The organism is Kitasatospora sp. NPDC049258, assembly GCF_040678895.1.
GTDB lineage: Bacteria > Actinomycetota > Actinomycetes > Streptomycetales > Streptomycetaceae > Kitasatospora.
Map to the genome: position 1 here is coordinate 163,620 of NZ_JBFAQT010000007.1, position 18,688 is coordinate 182,307.

Here is an 18,688-nt window from a genome sequence, read left to right on the forward strand (position 1 = left end):
ATAGCCAATAGGTTGGACTTTCCAAGTGCTTACTTGGTAGAACAAAGCATCCGCCGGTGTGGCGCGGTGACGGTTCGGGAGGCCGCTGATGGAGTTTCGCCAGTCCAGCAAGCTGAAGGACGTGTGCTACGAGATCCGTGGCCCGGTGGTCGACCAGGCGAACGCACTGGAGGAGGCCGGGCACTCGGTGCTGCGGCTGAACACCGGCAACCCGGCGCCGTTCGGCTTCGAGGCGCCCGAGGAGATCGTCCAGGACATCATCCGCAACCTGCGGGGCGCCCACGGCTACAGCGACTCGCGCGGCATCCTGCCGGCCCGGCGCGCGGTGGTGCAGTACTACCAGCAGCGCGGTGTCGCCGGGGTGACGGTGGACGACGTCTACCTCGGCAACGGCGCCTCCGAGCTGATCCAGATGGCGGTCCAGGCACTGGTCGACGACGGTGACGAAGTCCTCGTCCCCGCACCGGACTTCCCGCTCTGGACGGCCGTGGTGCGGCTGGCCGGCGGCAAGGCGGTGCACTACCTGTGCGACGAGGAGGCCGAGTGGTACCCGGACCTCGACGACATCGCCTCGAAGATCAACCACCGCACCAAGGCCATCGTGGTCATCAACCCCAACAACCCGACCGGGGCGGTCTACCCGAAGGAGCTCCTGGAGGGCATCCTCGAACTGGCCCGCCGGCACGGCCTGATGGTGCTGGCCGACGAGATCTACGACAAGATCCTCTACGACGGGGTCGAGCACCACTGCCTGGCGGCGCTCGCCGACGACGTGGTGACGCTGACCTTCAACGGCCTGTCCAAGGCCTACCGGGTGGCCGGCTTCCGCAGCGGCTGGCTGGTGGTGTCCGGGCCCAAGCAGCACGCCAGGGACTACCTGGAGGGGCTCACCATGCTGGCGGGCATGCGGCTGTGCCCCAACGTACCGGCCCAGTACGCCGTCCAGGCGGCGCTCGGCGGCCACCAGTCGATCCACGACCTGACCCTGCCGAACGGCCGGCTCACCGAGCAGCGCGACGTCACCTGGCGGGCCCTCAACGACCTGCCCGGCGTCAGCTGCGTCAAGCCCAAGGGCGCCCTGTACGCCTTCGCCAAGCTCGACCCGGCGGTGCACCGGATCGTCGACGACGAGCGGTTCGTGCTGGACCTGCTGCTCCGCGAGAAGATCCACATCGTCCAGGGCACCGGTTTCAACTGGCCCCGCCCGGACCACTTCCGGTTCGTCACCCTCCCCCGCGCCGACGACCTGGAGACGGCGATCAGCCGGATCGGGCGCTTCCTGGCCACCTACCGCCAGTAGCCCGGCGACGGGCCCGGCCGACCCGGGGCCCCCGCAGGCTTCGGGTCGGCCGGACGACTGCGCGGGGCCGGGCCGGACGGGGTCAGAGCCGCTGCCACAGCGCCGGGACGTTCGGCGGCTCCCAGCCGACCGCCGCGGTGTGTCCCTGCAGGCATCGGTAGGCGGCCCCGCCGTAGGTGACCTGGTCGCCCGGCCGGTACGCGGTGCCTGCCCGCCAGCTCCCACCGGCGGGGCCGCTGGGCGAGGGGGAGGGCGACGCGGGGGACGGCGACGGGGTGGACGGCGGCGTCGGCGACGGACTCTGGGCGATGTCCAGCACGAAGTCGAAGCTGCCCTCCTCGGCCGGGCCGTTCTGCCGGACGTTCATCAGCAGCGCCGGGTCGAAGATGGTGTCCGTGCTGTTGCGCGGCTCACCCGGGAAGTACAGCTGGGTGGTGAGCACCGGCCGCCCCGGGGCCTGGGCCTTGACGTGAATGTGCCGGGTGCGGCCCGGATAGAGCCCCGGCACGATGGTGGTCAGGCTGAACGCGCCCTGCGCATCGGTGAACTGGTGGCCACGGAAGGCGAATCCGGTGTTGTCGTAGGCGCCGTTGACGTCCGCCTGCCAGAAGTCCAGCAACACGCCGGCGATCGGCCGGCAGGCCCGCCCGAAGACGTAGCCGGTGACGGTGAGCCGGGTGCCGGGGGTGTTCGCGGTCACCAGCGAGGTGCGCAGCGGTGAGTTGGGCTTGAAGTACGGACCCTCGGTCTGCTCCACGGTGGGGTGGTCGCCGTCGTCGCAGCTGGGGGTGAGGGCCGGCGGGCCGTCCCCGCCGTCCCGGGCGAGCGCGGCGCCGCCGCCGATCAGCAGGGGCGTGGCACCCGCCAGCACGGCGGCCTTGAGCAGCGACTTCCGGCTCAACCTGCGCTCGCCCAGGGGCTCGTGGAAGGGGTTCATGGTCGGCTCTCCTTGCCGTGGTGGCATGGGGACCACCCTGCCGAGTACATGACATGTGGGGTGCCACGGTGGGGCCCGGCAGGGTGGCGCGGTGGGGGTTGCGGCTACGAAGCTACGGGCCCGGCCGGGCAGCCGTCGATGGACCGGATCCCGGGATCGTGGTGATTTCCTCCGGCCCCGGCCCGGAATTCCCCCGGGCTCAGGCCCACTTCGCGACGGAAGAAGCGGCAGAAGTACGACGGGTCGGTGAAGCCCGCCTCCGCGGCGACCTGGCGGATGCTCAACTCCGTCGCCACCAGCAGCCGTTTGGCCTCCAGGGTCTGCTGCTGCCGGATCAGCAGGGCCGGCGTGCGCCCGGTGGCCTCCTTGACCAGCTCGTGCAGCCGGCCGGTGGAGACCCCGAGCTCCCGGGCGAAGGAGCCGACCGAACGGTCCGCCCGGCCCGGATGGGTGATCAGCCGGCCGAACCGGGCGGCCAGCTCCGCCGCCCTCGGCGGCACCGGGCCCGGCGCTCCCGGGGTGGAGGCCCGCATCGCCCGGACCAGCAGCACATGCAGATAGGCCTGCAGCACGCCCGGATAGCCGGCCGCGCCGGCCTGGTGCTCGCGCAGCATCTCACCGAGCAGGCCGGTCAGCGCCCGCCCCTCGGCGCGGTCCGGGCGCAGCCAGGGGCGGCCGGCCAGCAGCCGCAGCAGCCCGAGGTCCTCGGGGTGCTTGAGCAGGAAGTCCTCGTTGAACAGCAGCACCCAGCCGCCCAGCCCGGAGGCCCGCGCCCAGTGGTGCACCTGGCCGGGCAGGACCACGCACAGGTGCGGCGGGTCGAGCGGCCACTCGACCAGGTCGAGCATGTGCGAGCCGCGGCCCTGGGTGACGTAGACGATCTCGTAGAAGGAGTGCCGGTGCGGAAAGGCCGCCCGGGACAGCGGCCCGATGGTGTCGAAGGAGCCCAGCGCGAAGGGCAGCACCCCGGGCGCCGGCACCTCCAGGTTGTGCAGCGGCACCTGGCTTCTGGGCGGTCGGAGGGCAGGCAGGTCGGTCACGGCAGCAGTGTCGCCGCCCGTCCGGGCACTGGTCCAGACCTCCTCCGGTCGGCGGTCCCTCTTCCGCGGGGGCTACGGGCGGGTAGCATCGCGCGGGGACAGCCCCCGACCGCCCACCGCGAAGGACGCCAGATGGCCAAGCAGCCCGAGATCGGTTCCGCCGTACCCGAGTTCACCCTGCCCGGGCTGCTGCTCGCCGGGGACACCGTCGAGCGCCGCGAGTACCGGCTGAGCGAGGCCAAGGGCTCGCCGCTGGTGCTGGTGTTCTACCCCGGCGACGACACCGCCGTGTGCACCAAGCAGCTCTGCTCGTACACCTCCGACCTGGACCGCTTCAAGGGGCTGGGCGCCACCGTCTGGGGCATCAGCCCGCAGGGGCTGGACAGCCACGAGGCGTTCGCCCGCAAGCACCGGCTGGCCTTCCCGCTGCTGGCCGACACCGACCGTGCGGTGGCCGCCGCCTTCGGCATCGCCGTGCCCGGGCTCGGGCTGCGCCGGTCGGTCTTCATCCTGGACGGCGACGGCACCCTGCGCTGGAAGCACGTCGCCCTGATGGGGCTCACCTTCCAGAACAGCGACACCCTGGCCGAGCAGCTGGCGGCCCTGGCCTGACGCCTCGCGAAAGGACCGCAGCAGCCCCGTCAGGGGACGCGGACGCCGCGAGGCCCGCGCCCCCTGGCGGAGGGGCGCGGGCCTCGGGTCGGCCGGCCGGGCCGGTGGCCCGGGGTCAGCGGCCCCAGCACTCCCCCGCCTTGCGGGCGATGGTGTAGTGGTCGACCTGGGTGCCGTCCTCCGCGAGGGCGGTGACCTTCATGGTGGCGGTGCGGCCGGGGTGGGCCGGGGCGACGTCCACCTTGATGAAGGAGTAGCCGGTGTAGCGGACCCGGGACCACTCGACCGTCTCGGGCACCTTGGTGCCGCCCTTGGCGAAGTGGTACGTGAGCACCGAGTCGACCCGGTTCTCGTGGCCCTCGTAGGTGTCGGGGGCGTCGAAGGAGTACAGGCTGCGGCCGGCCGCGCCCGCCGTCACGTAGACCACGCCGTCCTTGGCGGGCTCGACGGTGGCGCCGCTGGGCACCGCCTTGGAGACCTTGTTGCCGAGGATCGCGTCGGTCCGCTCGTAGACGTGGTTGTGACCGTTGATCACCAGGTCCACCCGGTACTTCTCGAACAGCGGCACCCAGGCCTCTCGCACGCCGCCCTCGGAGGCGTGCTGGTGGGTGGTGGAGAAGGCGCAGTGGTGGAAGAAGACGACCACGAAGTCGACCGTGTCGTCCTCGCGCAGCTCGTGCAGCTTGCGGTCCAGCCACCTGGTCTGCTTGCCCGCGGTGATGCCGAGGTTGGCCGGGATCTCGTACGAGACGTCGTTGGCGTCCAGCGAGATGACGCCGACGTTGCCGTACTTGAAGGAGTAGACGCCGGGGGCGGTGCGCGGGTCCGGGCCGTTCTCCGGGAGGAAGAAGCGGGTGGACTCGCCGCCGTACCCGTTGTGCGAGTACCAGGCCTCCATGTCGTGGTTGCCGTAGGAGACCATCCACGGGATCTTCGAGGAGACCGTCTCGGTCTGGGCCAGGAAGCGGTCCCAGGTGGTGGCGTCGTAGACCGACTTGTCCGAGTCCTGGCCGGAACCGGCCGGGTCGGCGTAGCAGATGTCGCCGGCGTGCAGGTGGAAGGCCGGCTTCTGGGCCAGGATGATGTGGTCGTTGCCGGCCGCGTGGGCGCTGACACCCTGGTCGCCGAAGGCGGTGAAGGTGAACGGCGCGAACGGGCGGCCCCAGCGCCAGGAGCGCTCGGGGGCGGTGCGGAAGGTGCTCAGGGTGGAGATCGCCTGGTGCGAGGCCGGGTCGAAGCCCTGGTGGCCGACGCCGTAGTAGTAGGTGGTGTCGGCCTGCAGGTGGTCCAGCTTGACGTGCAGGTAGTACTGGTCGACCGGCTGCCCGGTCGGCGAGAGGGCCGGCGTGTGCAGCGCCCGGACCTCGGCCTCGACCTTGTGGCTGAGGTCCCACGGGTGCTTCCCGTAGCGCAGGAAGGGCTTCTTCACCGGGGCCGGCACCTGCCAGGAGATCCGGATCTGGCTGTCCGGCTCGGCGCCGAAGGCGAGGTGACGGCCGATCGGCGCGACCAGCGAGCCGTCGATCCCGTCGGTGACACCGCGGGCCGGCGCGGCCGGGTCGGCGTACGCGGTGCCGGAGCCCAGCGCACCGCCGACGGCCAGCGCACCGACCGTCACGGCGCTGGAGCGCAGCAGCTTGCGGCGGGACAGCGTGCTGCGCAGGTACTCGTGCTGCTCGGCCATGCTCATGCGGTCGGCGAGCTTCTCGGGCACGCCCATGCGAGGGATATCCATGGCCGAGACCTTCCCAGCGCACGGTGGCGCGTGCACGGACATTCGGTGAACGAGCGACTACCGGCGGGTCTGACGGTTCGCAAGATTCCCCCATCTGTTCGCAAAGAGATCCTCCCGCGCCGCCCGCCGGATCAGCCCGCCGCCGCGGCCCCTGCCACCGCTTCGTCCGGTCCCGCCGGGTCGGTCGGATCGGCCGGCCGCAGCCGGCGGGCCGCCCAGAGACCGCCGGCGACCATGCACAGACCGCCCGCCGCGAGCAGGGTGTCGATCCGGCCGAAATGCACCCCCGCGACGCTGGCGTCCAGTCCGCGCAGCGCGGTGCTGGCCAGGAAGCCGGCCAGCGCCATGGTGGAGATCGCGGCCAGTTGCTGCACCGGCCCGATCACGGTGACCACCCGGCCCAGCAGGTGCTGCGGGGTGACGCCCAGCAGCAGCGGGCCGATCACCACGTTGACCGCGCCGACCGGCAGGCCGATCAGGGCGAGCACCACCACGGCGAGCGGCAGCGCGGTGAGCCGGGAGTAGACCAGCACGCCGGCCCCGGTGAGCACCAGGCAGAGCCAGTAGATCCGGTGGTCGCTCAGCCGGCCGGAGACCACGCCCGCCAGCAGGCCGCCGAGCAGGGTGCCGACCGCGAAGCCGGCGCCCAGGGTGCCCAGCCAGGAGGCGGCCACGTGCAGGTTGTCGGTGACGAAGAAGACGTCCAGCACGTTGAGCGCCCCGACGCCCAGGGTGTAGACGCAGACCGAGCCGAGCAGCGCCATCAGGACGCGGTTGTGCACGAAGAAGCTGATGCCCTCGCGGAAGTCGGCCCGGAAGGTGGACGGGCCCCGGCCGGCGGGCCGCTCCACCGGCGCCAGCACCAGCGACCTGATCAGCAGGAAGGAGAGCACGAACGAGAGCGCGTTGGCGACCAGCGCCCACTGCACCCCGGCGGCGAACAGCAGCGGCGCCGCCAGCGGCGGTCCGAGGATGCCCGCCGCACTGCCGGTGGCGGAGGTCAGGCTGAACGCGCGGGTGCGGTCGGCCTTCGGGATCGCCGCACCGATCACCGCCAGCCGGGCCGGGTTGAAGAACTGTCCGGCGCCCGCGCACACCGCGACGGCGAGGTACACCAGGGTGAGGGCGAGCCAGACCGGCAGCCGCTCGCCCGCGAGCGGCACCGCCAGCAGGGCCAGGATCACCACCGCCCGCAGCGCGTCGGTGGCCAGCATCAGCCGCCGCCGGTCCCAGCGGTCCACGAACACCCCGGCGACCGGCCCGACCAGCAGGGTGGGCACGGCGGCCGCCATCAGCACGCCGCTGACCGCCGCGGGCGCCCAGCTCTGGCCCTTGGCGAGCACCGTGCCGACCCAGAGCAGCACGGTGGTGTCGAAGACGAAGTCACCGACCACGGAGACCGCCTGGCCCAGCCAGAGCCGGTGCCAGTTGCGGTTGCCGCGCAGTCCGGTGGCCGGCTGCGGCGGTGCCTCGGCGGGCACGGTGTCGGTCATCTCGCCTCCCGTGGGCGGTGCGGCGCCGGCCGGGCCGGCGAGTGGGTGAGCGCGCGCAGCAGTGATCCGCCGCCGGTGGCGGCGGCCGGCTCGGCGTGGTCCGGCCGGAGCCGGGCGGCGGTCTCCTTGGCCTCGGCCGCGGCCAGTTCGGCCGCCAGCCGGTCGGTGAGCGCCGCCGCCCTGGCCGCCAGCAGCCGCTCGAACTCCACCGGTTCGAGCCGGTGGAAGCCGAACGGCAGGCACTCGCGCAACTCCTCGGCGGCCAGCGCCCGTTCCACCTGCGGGCGGAGCACCGAGGCCCAGGTGACCGGGCGCAGCGCCACCGACAGGTGCACCGAGGCCTCCTCGGTGGCGTCGCCGACGTGGACGAAGCCGCGCGGGATGTAGAGGCACTCCCCGGCCCGCAGCACCACGTCCAGGAGCTGCTCCGGCTCGGGGCCGGGCCGCCCGGGCGACCACTCACGGACCGGCCAGCGCTCGGCCGGCCGGGACACCCGCCAGCGCTTGGACCCGTGCACCTGGCGCACCAGCACGCCGGCGGTGTCGTAGTGCGGGGCGACCCCACGCGAGCCGGCCGGGGTGAGGAAGGCGGCGCAGTACGTGGCGAAGCCGGTCTCGGCCGTCAACTCCCGGCAGAACGAGGCCACCTGCGGGCAGTAGGTCTGCAGCTCCTCCAGCACCAGGGTGGCGCCGGCCGCGACCTCGCGCTCCACCGCGCGGCCGTCCACCAGCGCCTCGCGCCGTCCGGCCGTCCGCTCCCGGCCGCGGCCGACCCGGGCGGCGGGCAGTTCCTCGCCGGCCAGGAAGAGCCGGACCGAGGGCAGCGGCAGGCCGGTGGTGTGGATCAGACGCTCGGCGGTGCGGGCGTCGAAGACGTCGGAGAACGAACCCAGGGCGCGGGCCACGAACGGCTCGGCCTCCCAGTGCTCGGCGAGCCGGTCGGCGTGGCCGACCAGCCGGGCCAGGCTGCCGGCCATCCTCACACCCCCGCCCGGCTGCGCTGGGGGGCCAGCGCGGCGTGCAGCTGCCGGGTGACCTTGTCGAGGCCGGCCGGGGCCGAGGGTCGGGGCGGTGCCGGTTCGCCGAGCCGCAGCAGGACCCCGCGCACCAGCGGCGCGTCGCCGCGGGCCTCGGCGAGGGCGGCGCGCAGCAGGATCCGGCCCTGCCGCTCCCGGTCGGCGCGTTGCAGCGCGGCCCCGAGGACGGCCCACCAGCGCGGCACGGTCAGCGGGGAGGCCCACGGGCCCGGCAGGCTGCCGACCGCCTCGACCAGCGGGCCGGCGAGGTCGACCACGCGCTGCCGCTCCCCGCGCTCGGCCGCGTGCGCGGTCAGGTGCAGGGTGCGCACCACGGCCAGCCGGCGCGCCATCGGGTCGGGGTCGGTGAGCGCGGCCGGGCCCGGGGGCTCGGCCTCCTCGGTACCGAGCAGCCAGGGCGTCTCGGCGGCGTGCTGGATGCCCTGCGCCGCCAAGGCGGGCCAGCGGGCGGTGAACCGGGCGGCGGCGGGCGCCAGCAGGTCGGCGCGGGCCCGCCGGTACAGGATCTTGCAGGTGTCGCTGACCCGGACGTTGCGGGCCAGCGCGCGGATCCGGCGGGCCAGCGCCGGGTCGGCGGCGAGGTCCTGGGGCCACCAGTCGAGGTCCGCGGTCCGGGCCGGCAGGCCGTCGGCGATCCGCTCCAGGGCGGCCAGGGCGGCCAGCGCCCGGTCGAGGTCACCGGCGTACCCCTCGATCCGGACCAGGTTGACCTGGGGCTGGAGGGCGAGCGCGGCCAGCTTGGCGGGGGATCCGCCGGACGCCCGGCGGCGGCCGTGGGCGGTCTCCGCCCGGCACAGCGCCCGGGCCTGCTCCAGCTCGCCCAGCCGGAAGTGCACCAGGGCGATCAGGTTGGCCGCGACGAACAGGGGCTCGGGGTCCTCGTCGGTGGGCCGGGCCAGCAGCCCGCGGGCCCGCTCGACGGCGGCGGCCTCGTCCTGCAGGACGCGTTCCTCGTCGGAGAGGTGTCCGAGCCAGTTCGGTGCCGGTGCTGTCACTGTGCGGCCTCCTTCGCGGGTGCTGACGGGCTGGGTGCCGGCGGGCCGGGTACGGGCGGACCGGCTGCGGACGGGCCAGCTGCGGGCGGGCCGGGTACGGGCGGGCCGGGTACGGGCGGGCCGGTGGGGGTGATCGTGGCGGTGGACGTGGCGGTGGGCGTGGGCGTGATCGTGGCGGCCGAGCGGTCCAGCAGCCGGCGCCACAGGCCGAGGGCGGTGCGCTCGCCGGCCCGGTCCAGGCCCAGCCGGTTGGCGTGCAGGTGGAGCAGCGAGGCCAGGGCGTACCGGCGGCGGTCCGCGCCTTCGGGGCCCGGCCGGTGCAGGGCGAGCAGGCGTCGGTAGTCCGCGGCGGGCTCGGCCCAGTGGGCGGTGAGGGCCTCCGCCGGCCCGCCGCCGGCGGCCCGCAGCCGCCACAGCTCGCGGCCGTGCCGGCGGTGCTCCCGGGAGCCCGCCCGGGAGTCGGCCGATCCGGCCGCCAGCAGCCGGCGCTCGGCCGGATCGGGCTCCAGCAGGGCGGCGAGCCGGTCGAGGGTGAGTGCGGCCAGCACGGCCCTGGGCAGCTCGGCCCGGTGCGGACCGGTGAGCAGCTGGGCCACGGCCGCCGAGTCGGCGCAGAACAACCGCTCGGCTGCGGTGAGGAGTTCCGGCCCGCCGTAGCGGTCGCTCTCCGGGCGGTAGTCGCGCACCACCACCTCGTGCACCGGCAGCCGGCCCGCGCACGCGTGGGCCCGGTCGAGCAGTTGCTCCAGCCGCCCCGGGCGGCGGCGGACCCTGATCCGCAGGTGCTCCAGCGGATCGGCGTAGCGGACGAAGAACAGCTCGGCGGCCGGCAGGCGGGGCGTCAGCTCGGCCAGCAGGGCGTCCTGCCAGGGCCCGCGCAGGTAGAGGTGGAGCGAGATCCAGTCGGCGGAGGGGTGCCCGGGCCGGCGGGCGGCGGCCGGCGGCCCGGTCCCGGCGGGCGGCCGGGTTCCGGCGGGGGGCCCGGCGGAGTGCGGGGTCACGGCCGGCTCGGCCGGGTGCGGGGTCGCCAGGGTGACCGGCACCACGGCTTCGAGCACATGGCGCCCGCCGTCGGCCCCGGTGACCGGCTCGCCGCCGGGGGCCGGGACGGCCTCCTGGAGCAGCAGCCGGCCCTCGCCGGCCCGGCCGAGCGCCTGCCGCAGGTGGGCGAGCGAGACAGCGCTGTCCAGGTCGAGCAGCAACTGCCGCCCGGCGCGGACCAGGTGGAGGTGGCGGGGGGCCAGCCAGTGGTCGGCCCAGGCCCGGACCCGCTCGGCCGAGCAGTCGCCGAGTTCGGCGTGCCCGGCCTGCCAGCGGGCCGGCGAGAGCACCAGGCCGGCCCGCTCCAGGCGGGGCTGGAACGGGCCCCGGCCCGCCGCCCCCCAGTCGAACGGGGCGGGGTGGCGGAACTGGTTGGCGGAGGCGTCCAGCAGGAACCGGCAGACCGGTGGCGCCAGCCGTAGGTCCAGCCCGGAGGCCTGGGTGAGGTGCAGCAGCCCGCCGCTGCCGGCCTCGCGCAGCTCGAAGCGGCCGTCCCGGACGCCGACCAGCACCTCGGCGAGGGGCAGCGCGGGCGCCGCCGCACCGGCCGGTGCCAGGTCGACCGGGAGCTGCCGGCCGCGCCAGAGTTCACGGGCCGTCACATCGGCCGCGGCGGCCTGCTCGGGCCGGTAGCCGAGCTCGACGAAGCGGTGGCCCGGGGCGGCCGCCTCCTCTTCGGCGAAGGCCTCCCTCAGGGCGCCCCGGGCGGCGTCGTCCAGCAGGTCGGTCAGCCGCCCGTAGGCCACCCCGGCGGGGACGGCGCCCGGGCCGCCGAGCGCGGCCCGCACCCGGCCGTCCGGGCCGTGGCCGATCCGCAGGCAGATGTCGGCCCCGGGCAGCAGCGGGCGCGCCAGGTCGATCGGCCGCTCGGGGGTGAGCCGGGCGAGCAGGCCGTCGTCGAGTTCGCGGACCGGCGAGCGGTGCGCCAGCGCTTCGGCCACCAGGGCGGCGAGCAGCTCGTCGCGTTCGCCGAAGGGGGCCGGCCCGTCGCCGTCCAGGGCCCGCAGGTCGGTGAGGGTGTGCACGGCGGCGAGGGCCGGCACCCGGGCGTGCGCGCCGTAGTGCTCGGTGAAGGCCGCGGCCGCCCGGGCCAGGTAGCCGGGGTAGCGGCTGCCGCGGCCGATCAGGGCGAGCACCCCGGCGGCCTGCTCGGCGTACCGGGCGACCGCCCGGTCGAGCGCGAGCGGCGCCGCCGGGCGGGCGACCGCGTCCAGGTGCAGGGCGGGGCGGGGGTCGGCGCGCAGCGCGGTGCGCAGCCGGTCGAGGGCTTCGGTGGGCCCCGCCGGGGTGTTCAGCGCCGCGCACAGCTCCCGCAGCGGTGCGGGCGCCGGGTCGGGCGGTCCGGCCGGGCGCAGGTAGCCGAGCCGGCGCAGCTCGCGGACCAGCCGGCGGACGGCCTCCGGGTCGCCGGGGTACCGCTGGTCGAGTTCGGCCAGCAGGTCGGCCGGCGGGACGGGACGGGCGGCGGCCCGGAGCACCGCCAGGACCGGCGCGCTGCCGCGCAGCCAGTGGGCGGCGCCGCGGCCGGCGGGTTCCCGCCAGGGGTGACCGTCGAGGGTGTGCACCAGGTCGGAGACCACGACGGCGGCCGGGTCGGCGAGGTCCGCGCGGGCGGGTGCGGCGGCGGGGCGGGCCACCGGCCGGGGCTGGCCGGCCAGGTGCAGGCGGGCGTGGCGCTCGAAGGTGGCGGTGGCCACGGCGGCGGCCAGGCCGAACGGGGTGGGGCGGGTGCTCAGCCGGTTGAGGCAGCGGTCCAGGGCGAGGGCGGTCCGGTGGTCGGCCGGTGCGCCTCGGGCGGCCAGCGCGCGGGCCAGGTCGGGGGCCGCGTACTCGACGGCGGCGGCCGGCAGCGGGCGCCGCCAGAGCTCGGCGAGCAGCGCCCGGTGGGTGGCGGGCCAGTGCGGATCGCCGGCCGGGCAGGCCGCGAGGAGCGCGGCGTAAGAATCGGCCGGCAGCGCCGGAATGCGCAGGACGGCCACCGGGGCGGCCCGGTAGCGGGGTACGGCGGGGGCGGTCCGATCGGTCATCCGGCCCTCCCCACCCCGCCGCGGAATATCCGGCGGCCCGCGTGCTGACAATTCTTCGGAGAATTCTGCTGCGGGCGGCGGCCCGCACCTTGCCGGCGGCACCGGATCGACCGTCGGCAAGGAGGGGTCAACGGTCGGCCGGAACTCAGTTGGCCGAGCAGCCGAAGTTGATGTTGGTGAAGCCGGCCTCGTCCTCGACGTCAGCGGCGTGGCCCTCGACGTCGGCCTCGGCGAGCTCGGCCTCGCGGGCGGCGGCGGCCAGCTCCTCGGCCTCGTTCTTCTCGAATTCGTTGGACATGAGCCCTCCCAGGGGTGTTCGACGGTACCTCGGGCACGCTGCTGCGGCCTTTTCGAATTGTTCTCACCGGGCAGGTCGGAGTCAACAGCCGCGACAATATTTCGGCATTCCTTCGAATACCCCGAAAAAGGGCAGGCGGAATCAACCCTCGGAGAATTGTCGAGCAGACTTCGATGCCATTCCCGTCACCGGGCCACGCCCGGCGCGGGGCTCGTCCGCTTGGCTTCCCGGGCGGCTGCCAGGGCCCGTTCGGCCCGCTCCGCGAGGTCGGCGCAGCCGGTCGTGGAGCGGGCGATCCGCAGCGCGGCGCTCAGCGGCAGCAGCAGCGCGCCCGCGCCGCGGACCGGGTCGAGCACCGCCAGCGCCCGGCCGAGCTGCTCGCGCGCGCCGGGGTCGCCCCGGGCCGCCAGCCGTACCGCGGCCACCTGGTGGTGCAGCAGCCTGGCCTCCCAGCCCGCTCCGGGCGGCGGCGGGCCGCCGGACGGGGCGGGCCCGTGCTGGTCCAGCAGCCAGCCCGAGGCCAGGCAGCGGGCCGCGGCCGCGTCGGCGCCCGCCGCGGTGAAGCACCCGGCGGCCACCCGCTGCCAGTGCGCGGCCCCGGCCAGGTCCCCGGACCACTCGTGCACCGCGCTGCGGAACTGGTACAGCCCGGCCAGGGCGGCCCAGTGGCCGACCCCTTCGAACACCTCCCGGGCCTGCTCCAGCAGCGCCCCGGCCCGGTCGCTCGCCCCGCCGAAGGCGTGCAGCAGCGCGGCCGAGCAGCCGACCAGGGCGTGCAGCACCGGCGCCCGGTCGGTGTCGCGGCGCAGCGCCTCGCAGCGCTCCAGCGCGTCCCGGACCGGGCTGTCCCCGAAGGCCAGGCAGAGCGCGAGGTTGGCGTGGATCTCGGCGGTGCCGAGGCCCGCGTCGGCCGCGCGCACCCCGCCGTACGCACCGGTCAGCAGCCGCTCGCCCTGCCGGTAGTCGCCGGCGGCGATCGCGCCGAGCCCTTCGAGCAGCAGCAGCCGGGCCCGGGAGGCCTCGTCCCCGGCCTGCTCGGCCAGCCGGCGGGCGGCCCGGACCGCCTGCTCGCCGGCCGGGCGCAGCGCCAGCTCGTTGGCCCGGAGCTGGAAGGCCGCCGCCGGGTTGGCCGCCGCCGGCCAGCGCGCGGCCGTCCGGTCGATCAGCTCCAGCGCCTCGGCGGTCCGCCCGCAGGCCGCCAGCGCGTAGCTCTCGATGGCCGCCGCCTCCAGCACCAGGGCCTCGTCCACCTCGGCCGGGCCGAGCGCCAACTCGCCCGCCCTCGATGCCAGTTCCACCGCCCGCCGGACGTCGGAGCGGCCGACCGCGCGGCGCGCCGCCGCGACCAGGCAGCCCGCGGCCACGGCGCTCGCGGCGGCTTCGGCCACCGAGCCGGGAGCCAACTCCCGAAGGCAGCGAAGGGCCTGCTCGGCGTGCACGGCGGCCTGCTCCAGCACGCCCGGGGTGTGCGCCGCCTGCCGCCGCAGCCGGCCGGCCACCGCGGTGTGCAGCTCGGCCCGGTCGCCCAACGGCAGGTGCGCGTACGCCACCTGGGCCGGCCCCCGGCACTCGAAGCGCAGCCGTCCGTCCTCGCCGGCCCGGCCCGTCGCCAGCCCGCGCCCCTCCAACTCGGCCAGTGCGTCGGCGAGTTCGGATGGCTCCAGGCCGGCGGTGGCGGTCAGCTCCCGGGTGTCCACGGCGGTGCCCCAGGCACCGATGCAGCCGAGCACCCGGCGGGCCGGGCGGCCGAGCCGCTCGATCCGGGCCCCGAGCGCCGCGCTGGCCGAGGGCGCGACCAGGTCCTCGATCCCGTCGGCGGCCAGCGCGGCCAGCTGCTCCAGGAAGAGCGGATTGCCGCCGCTGCGCGCCACCAGCGCGGCGGCGCCCGCCTCGTAGTGCAGTTCCAGGTCGCCGCCGGCCGGGGCCGGGCGCAGCAGGGCGAGCAGCCGGTGGCTGTGCTCGGCCGACAGCGCGGGCACCGAGAAGGCGGCGGGCCGTGGGCCACTCCCGTCCGGCAGTTCCCGCCCGGCCAGCACGAACACCACCGGGCCGCAGCCGGCCGGCAGGTCGTCGATCAGCGCGAACAGTTCCTCGGGCGCCCACTGGACGTTGTCCACCAGGACCAGCACCGGCTGCCGGGAGCTCGACCGGGCCAGCAGGCGGCCGATCCGCCAGCTCAGCTCGGCGGTGGACGGGGCGATCACGCCGCCCGCCCCGGGCGGCGCGGGCGGTGCCAGCTCGGCCTCCAGCCGCAGCAGCCGGGCCCGGCCGTGCGCCCGGTCGTCGCGGGCGCACTCCAGCCGGATCACCCGGGCCCGGCCGGCCGGCTCCGAGCGGGCCAGCTGCCCCAGCAGCGCGGTCTTCCCGCTGCCCACCTCGCCGTCCACGGCCAGCACCGTGCGGCCCGGGCGGGCGAGGGCGGCCGCCAGCTGCCCGGTCAGCCCGGCCAGCAGCGGGCGCTGGTTGACGAACGGCGGCGGCGCGGCGGCGGGGCGGGCGCCCGGTTCGACCGTCCAGGCCTGCAGGGCGGTGTCGAAGCCCTTGGCCAGGACGGGTTCGACGGCGGTGCAGCGGACCTGGTCGCGGACCAGCAGCCAGGTGCGGACGTCGACCAGCGCGCCGTCCGGCGGTGCGGCGGCCTGCAGCCGGGCGGCCCGGTTCATCACCGCCCCGATGGCGAACGACGAGTCCCGGTCGGCCAGCACCACCTGGCCGGAGGCGATGCCGAACCGGGCCGACAGGGCGATCGTGCCGTCGTCCTCCTCGGCGAGCCCGCGCAGCGCCCGGTGCGCGGCGCGCACCGCCCGCAGGGCGTCGTCGTCGGCCGGGCGGTCGGCGCCGAAGACCCCGACCACGGCGTCGCCGATGAACTTCTCCACCCGGCCGCCACAGGCCTCGACCGCGCCGCGCAGCGTCCCGAAGTACCGTTCCAGCACCTGGTGCCAGCGCTCGGGGCTGAGGCTGGTGGCCAGCCGGGTCGAGCCGGAGATGTCGCAGAAGGCGACGGTGACGAAGCGCAGGCCGCTCGGTGCGGCCTGGGCCGGGCGGCCGACCGGGCTGCCGCAGGCCATGCAGAACCTGGCCACCGGCGGGTTGGCGGTGCCGCAGCCGGGGCAGCCCGGGTCGGGCGACGACGCCGGCCCGGGCGGCGGCGGGGCGGGGTCGGGCAGCGGGCCGAGCCCGGGCGGCGGCGGGGCGGGGTCGGGGCTCACCACAGCAGGGCACCCCCCTCGATCCCGTGGCCCTCGACGTCGGCGCCGGCCTCGTCCAGCCGCCGCTTGACGTCCAGCAGCAGCTGGATCTCCTCGTCGGTCAGCGCGTCGAGGACGGCCAGTTGCTCGTCGCTCGCGTAGTCGAGGTCGAAGCCGAGCTCGGTCAGCCGGTGCGGGTCGGCCATGGTTCCTCCGTGGGGTGGGGGCGCCGGCCGGCGGGCCGGAGCAGCGGGGCGAGGACGTCGGCGAGGCCGCCCGCGCTGGTGGCGGCGGCGGTGAGCAGCAGCCGGTGCTGCGGATGGGTGAGCCGGCGGGCGTCCAGGAAGGTGAGCAGCGCGTCGCCGTGCCCGGTGTCCAGGGCGGCGTGTGCGGTGAGGGTGCGGAACGCGGCGGCGGGCAGGCCGGTCCGGGCGGCCAGCCGGTCGGCGGTCCCGGCCGGCGGCGGGTACCACTCCAGCAGGGCGATGTGGCCGAGCAGCGCGAGCGGGTGGACGTGCCGGATCCAGTAGCCGGGCGCCCCGGCGAACCGGGCGACGGCCGGGGCGGGTTGGGCGGCGAGCAACTCGGCCGGGTCGGCGCCGGTGGCCGCGTAGTCGGCGAGCAGCCAGCGGTCGTGGCCGTGCTCCTCGGTCAGCTGGACGGCGAAGTACGGGGCGAGCTCGGCCGAGAGCCGGTCCTCGCGGCGCAGGCACTCGGTGACGGCCTCGGCCAGCAGCGGGGTGGTGGCCCGGACCACCTGGTGGCTGGTGCGCAGCCAGGCCCGGTACCGCTCGACGCCGGGCGGCCCGCACCAGCCGTCGCCGTGCCAGAGCCCGGCCGCCACCGCGGCCAGCCCGGGCGCGAGCCGGTCCAGCAGCAGCCGCAGCCGCCGGCCGGCCGGCAGCGGGGTCAGGTGCTCGGGCGACATCGCGTCACCTCCTCGGCGGGGACCAGCAGGTCGAGGACGGCCGCGGCCGTCGGGTCCGCCTCGGCCGCGCGGTGGGCCGACCAGCAGGCCTCGCACACCCCGGCGTGCTCCCCGGTGGCCAGCGCGCCGAAGCCGGGCAGCGCGGCCAGCGGGCCGGGGCCGGTGGTGGCGAGGATCCGCAGCAGCGGGCTCCGGGCGTAGCCGTCCAGCGCCGCGCCGAGCCCGGCCGCGTCGGTGACCCGGCGCCGGAGCGCGGCGGGGCCGCCGCCGGTGATGACGGTCTCGTTGCAGCAGCCGGTGACGGTGCCGTCGTAGCGCACGGTCGGGGCCCGGGCCGGCAGGCAGGGGCCGAACCCGGCCGCCGGCCGCGGCGCGGGGGGCGGGAACAGCCCGGCGCCCCGGCCGGCGGCCAGCGGGGCGGTGGGATACAGCTCGGCCCGGACGGACCAGTCGGCCCCGAACTCCTCGGCCAGCAGGCTACGGGCGAAGTCCAGGCGCCCGGGCTGGTCGATCACCTGGAGCACCGGGTGGCCGCCGGCCTCGGCCACCGCGCGGACCGCGCGGCGCAGCCGCTCCCGGCCGAGCCGGGCCAGGTGGTAGCCGTCCACGCCGAGGAAGACCGTGCCGGCCTTGCGGAGCAGGCCGGCGATCCAGGCCGGGGTCCGGGGGCCGGCCCAGTGACCGGCCGTGAAGAGCACCACGGTCAGCCCGGCCGCGTGCAGTTGGTCCACCGCCAGCGTCAACGCCCGCCGCTCGGCGAAGGGTTCACCTCCCGAGACGGCCACCGCCCGCAGGCCCGGCCGGGCCACCAGCCCCGCCAGCAGTTCGCCGAGCAGGGCCAGGTCCACCGGCCCGGGGCTGTCCGGGCGGGCGGAGACCGAGCAGTGCGCGCAGCCGACCGGGCAGCGGTCGGTCAGGTACAGCAGCACGCTGGCGCCCGGGGTGCGGCGCAGCGTCAGCACCTGGTCGAGCCTCATCCGGCCCACCCCAGTTCGACCAGCTCGGCGTAGCCGGGGAGCGCCCCGCGGGCGAGCGCGAGGCGGCGCGGCGAGCGGGCGGCGGTCAGGGCCAGCACGGCGCGCTCCATCCGCCGCCCGGCGGGGTCGGCCAGCCGCTCGGCGGCGCCGGCGGCGGTGGCGGCGGTCAGCCCCAGACAGCTGCGGCAGGCGTCCGGGGTGCAGCCGTCCGCCGGTCCGTGGCGCTCCCGGGTGGCGACCGGGCCGATGGTCCGTACCGAGCGCAGCAGCGGGTCGCCCAGCGCGCGGTCACTGATGGTCCGCCAGGAGTCCCGGGCGGCGTGGCCGAGGACCAGGTGGGCCGGGCCGCCGCCGCGCAGCAGGCTCTGCCGGGTGCAGGCGTACACGGTGCCGTCCTGGTCGACCAGCGGCCAGTGCGCGAACTCGCAGGGCCCGCCGCCGTCCTGCGCCGGCGCACGGACCGGCAGCAGGGCCATGGCGCGCCCGGTCGGCTGCACGGCGCTGACCAGCATCGGCAGCCGCGCGCCGTAGCGCCGCCGGACCTCGGCCACCAGGGCGTCCAGGTACGAGCGGCCGCCGGGGCCGGGCAGCGCGGTGATGTGCAGGCTGGCGGCGGGGACCAGCGCGAGGACGGCGTCGAGCGCGGCGAACACCCGGGCCCGGCCCACCTCGCGCTCGTGCTGGGCGTCCAGGCTGGCCGCGAAGTGGTCGAGGCCGGTGACGGCCCGCCGGACGGCCGGCGGCAGGCCGCCGCCGCGCGCGAAGAACATCCCGGACAGCAGCGCCGAGCGGGCCCCCGACTTCGCCGCCGAGGCGGCCAACTCGTCGACCAGGGAGGGGCGCAGCAACGGCTCGCCGCCGGACATCAGGATCAGCTCGGGCCGGCGGTCGGGCTCGAAGCTGCCGACCAGCCGCCGGAACGGGTCGCCGGGCGACTGGGCGGAGTCCATCGTGGAGTCGGTGGAGCAGTGCGCGCAGGCCAGCGGGCAGCGGTCGGTGAGCGCGAGCAGCAGCCCGGCGGCCGGCCGGGCGCCGAGGGTGAGGAGTTCCGCCAGGTGCACCGCCACCACCCCCCGG

At 76.4% G+C, this 18,688-nt stretch carries 15 protein-coding genes; 2 read left to right on the forward strand and 13 right to left on the reverse strand.

Features of this window, described 5'->3' with window-relative positions; genetic code table 11:
* The first annotated feature begins 88 nt into the window (after positions 1-88).
* Positions 89-1,300, forward strand: a complete 1,212-nt coding sequence (locus AB0K43_RS09150) for a pyridoxal phosphate-dependent aminotransferase (RefSeq protein ID WP_363637436.1) — start codon at positions 89-91, stop codon at positions 1,298-1,300.
* Between the two features lie 82 nt (positions 1,301-1,382).
* Here the strand turns inward: AB0K43_RS09150 and AB0K43_RS09155 are convergent, their stop codons facing one another.
* Positions 1,383-2,237, reverse strand: a complete 855-nt coding sequence (locus tag AB0K43_RS09155; protein ID WP_363637438.1) for a carbohydrate-binding protein — start codon at positions 2,235-2,237, stop codon at positions 1,383-1,385.
* 104 nt (positions 2,238-2,341) lie between these two features.
* Entirely contained in the window at positions 2,342-3,277 is a 936-nt protein-coding gene (locus AB0K43_RS09160; protein WP_363637440.1) for an AraC family transcriptional regulator, read from the reverse strand.
* A gap of 132 nt (positions 3,278-3,409) precedes the next feature.
* Here AB0K43_RS09160 and AB0K43_RS09165 point away from each other — a divergent pair, with 132 nt between their 5' ends.
* On the forward strand, positions 3,410-3,889 hold the full coding sequence (locus AB0K43_RS09165) for a peroxiredoxin (protein ID WP_363637442.1): 480 nt from the start codon (positions 3,410-3,412) through the stop codon (positions 3,887-3,889).
* 115 nt (positions 3,890-4,004) lie between these two features.
* Here AB0K43_RS09165 and AB0K43_RS09170 read toward each other — a convergent pair whose 3' ends face one another.
* The 11 genes from AB0K43_RS09170 to AB0K43_RS09220 all read right to left on the reverse strand — a co-directional run bounded on the left by AB0K43_RS09170 (position 4,005) and on the right by AB0K43_RS09220 (position 18,678).
* The gene (locus tag AB0K43_RS09170; RefSeq protein ID WP_363637444.1) at positions 4,005-5,624 is read right to left on the reverse strand and encodes a metallophosphoesterase family protein; all 1,620 of its coding nucleotides are present in this window, start codon (positions 5,622-5,624) and stop codon (positions 4,005-4,007) included.
* Positions 5,625-5,755: 131 nt separating this feature from the next.
* Positions 5,756-7,117 (reverse strand): MFS transporter, encoded by a 1,362-nt coding sequence (locus tag AB0K43_RS09175; RefSeq protein WP_363637446.1) that lies wholly within the window; start codon positions 7,115-7,117, stop codon positions 5,756-5,758.
* Positions 7,114-8,094 (reverse strand): cupin domain-containing protein, encoded by a 981-nt coding sequence (locus AB0K43_RS09180; RefSeq protein ID WP_363637448.1) that lies wholly within the window; start codon positions 8,092-8,094, stop codon positions 7,114-7,116. Before AB0K43_RS09180 ends, AB0K43_RS09175 begins: the two co-directional genes overlap by 4 nt.
* A 2-nt stretch (positions 8,095-8,096) precedes the next feature.
* A complete protein-coding gene (locus AB0K43_RS09185) occupies positions 8,097-9,149 on the reverse strand; it encodes a hypothetical protein (RefSeq protein ID WP_363637450.1) in 1,053 nt (350 codons plus the stop codon).
* Positions 9,146-12,217: a thiopeptide-type bacteriocin biosynthesis protein gene (locus tag AB0K43_RS09190; RefSeq protein ID WP_363637452.1), complete on the reverse strand. Its 3,072-nt coding sequence runs from the start codon at positions 12,215-12,217 to the stop codon at positions 9,146-9,148. Before AB0K43_RS09190 ends, AB0K43_RS09185 begins: the two co-directional genes overlap by 4 nt.
* A gap of 145 nt (positions 12,218-12,362) precedes the next feature.
* Positions 12,363-12,515 carry a hypothetical protein gene (locus AB0K43_RS09195; protein ID WP_363637454.1) on the reverse strand — a complete coding sequence of 51 codons (153 nt, stop codon included), beginning with the start codon at positions 12,513-12,515 and terminating at the stop codon, positions 12,363-12,365.
* A gap of 185 nt (positions 12,516-12,700) precedes the next feature.
* Positions 12,701-15,727 carry an adenylate/guanylate cyclase domain-containing protein gene (locus tag AB0K43_RS09200; protein WP_363637456.1) on the reverse strand — a complete coding sequence of 1,009 codons (3,027 nt, stop codon included), beginning with the start codon at positions 15,725-15,727 and terminating at the stop codon, positions 12,701-12,703.
* On the reverse strand, positions 15,724-15,912 hold the full coding sequence (locus tag AB0K43_RS09205) for an aroma-sacti cluster domain-containing protein (protein WP_350638966.1): 189 nt from the start codon (positions 15,910-15,912) through the stop codon (positions 15,724-15,726). The genes AB0K43_RS09200 and AB0K43_RS09205 overlap by 4 nt, the downstream gene beginning before the upstream one ends.
* A complete protein-coding gene (locus AB0K43_RS09210; RefSeq protein WP_363637458.1) occupies positions 15,891-16,634 on the reverse strand; it encodes an iron-containing redox enzyme family protein in 744 nt (247 codons plus the stop codon). Before AB0K43_RS09210 ends, AB0K43_RS09205 begins: the two co-directional genes overlap by 22 nt.
* A complete protein-coding gene (locus tag AB0K43_RS09215) occupies positions 16,616-17,611 on the reverse strand; it encodes a radical SAM protein (protein WP_363637460.1) in 996 nt (331 codons plus the stop codon). The genes AB0K43_RS09210 and AB0K43_RS09215 overlap by 19 nt, the downstream gene beginning before the upstream one ends.
* Positions 17,608-18,678 carry a radical SAM protein gene (locus AB0K43_RS09220; protein ID WP_363637462.1) on the reverse strand — a complete coding sequence of 357 codons (1,071 nt, stop codon included), beginning with the start codon at positions 18,676-18,678 and terminating at the stop codon, positions 17,608-17,610. The genes AB0K43_RS09215 and AB0K43_RS09220 overlap by 4 nt, the downstream gene beginning before the upstream one ends.
* Positions 18,679-18,688 lie beyond the last annotated feature (10 nt).

Bases quoted from the DNA above. Each gene is read 5' to 3' on its own strand.
- AB0K43_RS09150 (WP_363637436.1), top strand. From the start codon at position 89: ATGGAGTTTCGCCAGTCCAGCAAGCTGAAGGACGTGTGCTACGAGATC.
- AB0K43_RS09155 (WP_363637438.1), bottom strand. From the start codon at position 2,237: ATGAACCCCTTCCACGAGCCCCTGGGCGAGCGCAGGTTGAGCCGGAAG.
- AB0K43_RS09165 (WP_363637442.1), top strand. From the start codon at position 3,410: ATGGCCAAGCAGCCCGAGATCGGTTCCGCCGTACCCGAGTTCACCCTG.
- AB0K43_RS09170 (WP_363637444.1), bottom strand. From the start codon at position 5,624: ATGGATATCCCTCGCATGGGCGTGCCCGAGAAGCTCGCCGACCGCATG.
- AB0K43_RS09175 (WP_363637446.1), bottom strand. From the start codon at position 7,117: ATGACCGACACCGTGCCCGCCGAGGCACCGCCGCAGCCGGCCACCGGA.
- AB0K43_RS09180 (WP_363637448.1), bottom strand. From the start codon at position 8,094: ATGGCCGGCAGCCTGGCCCGGCTGGTCGGCCACGCCGACCGGCTCGCC.
- AB0K43_RS09190 (WP_363637452.1), bottom strand. From the start codon at position 12,217: ATGACCGATCGGACCGCCCCCGCCGTACCCCGCTACCGGGCCGCCCCG.
- AB0K43_RS09195 (WP_363637454.1), bottom strand. From the start codon at position 12,515: ATGTCCAACGAATTCGAGAAGAACGAGGCCGAGGAGCTGGCCGCCGCC.
- AB0K43_RS09205 (WP_350638966.1), bottom strand. From the start codon at position 15,912: ATGGCCGACCCGCACCGGCTGACCGAGCTCGGCTTCGACCTCGACTAC.
- AB0K43_RS09210 (WP_363637458.1), bottom strand. From the start codon at position 16,634: ATGTCGCCCGAGCACCTGACCCCGCTGCCGGCCGGCCGGCGGCTGCGG.
- AB0K43_RS09215 (WP_363637460.1), bottom strand. From the start codon at position 17,611: ATGAGGCTCGACCAGGTGCTGACGCTGCGCCGCACCCCGGGCGCCAGC.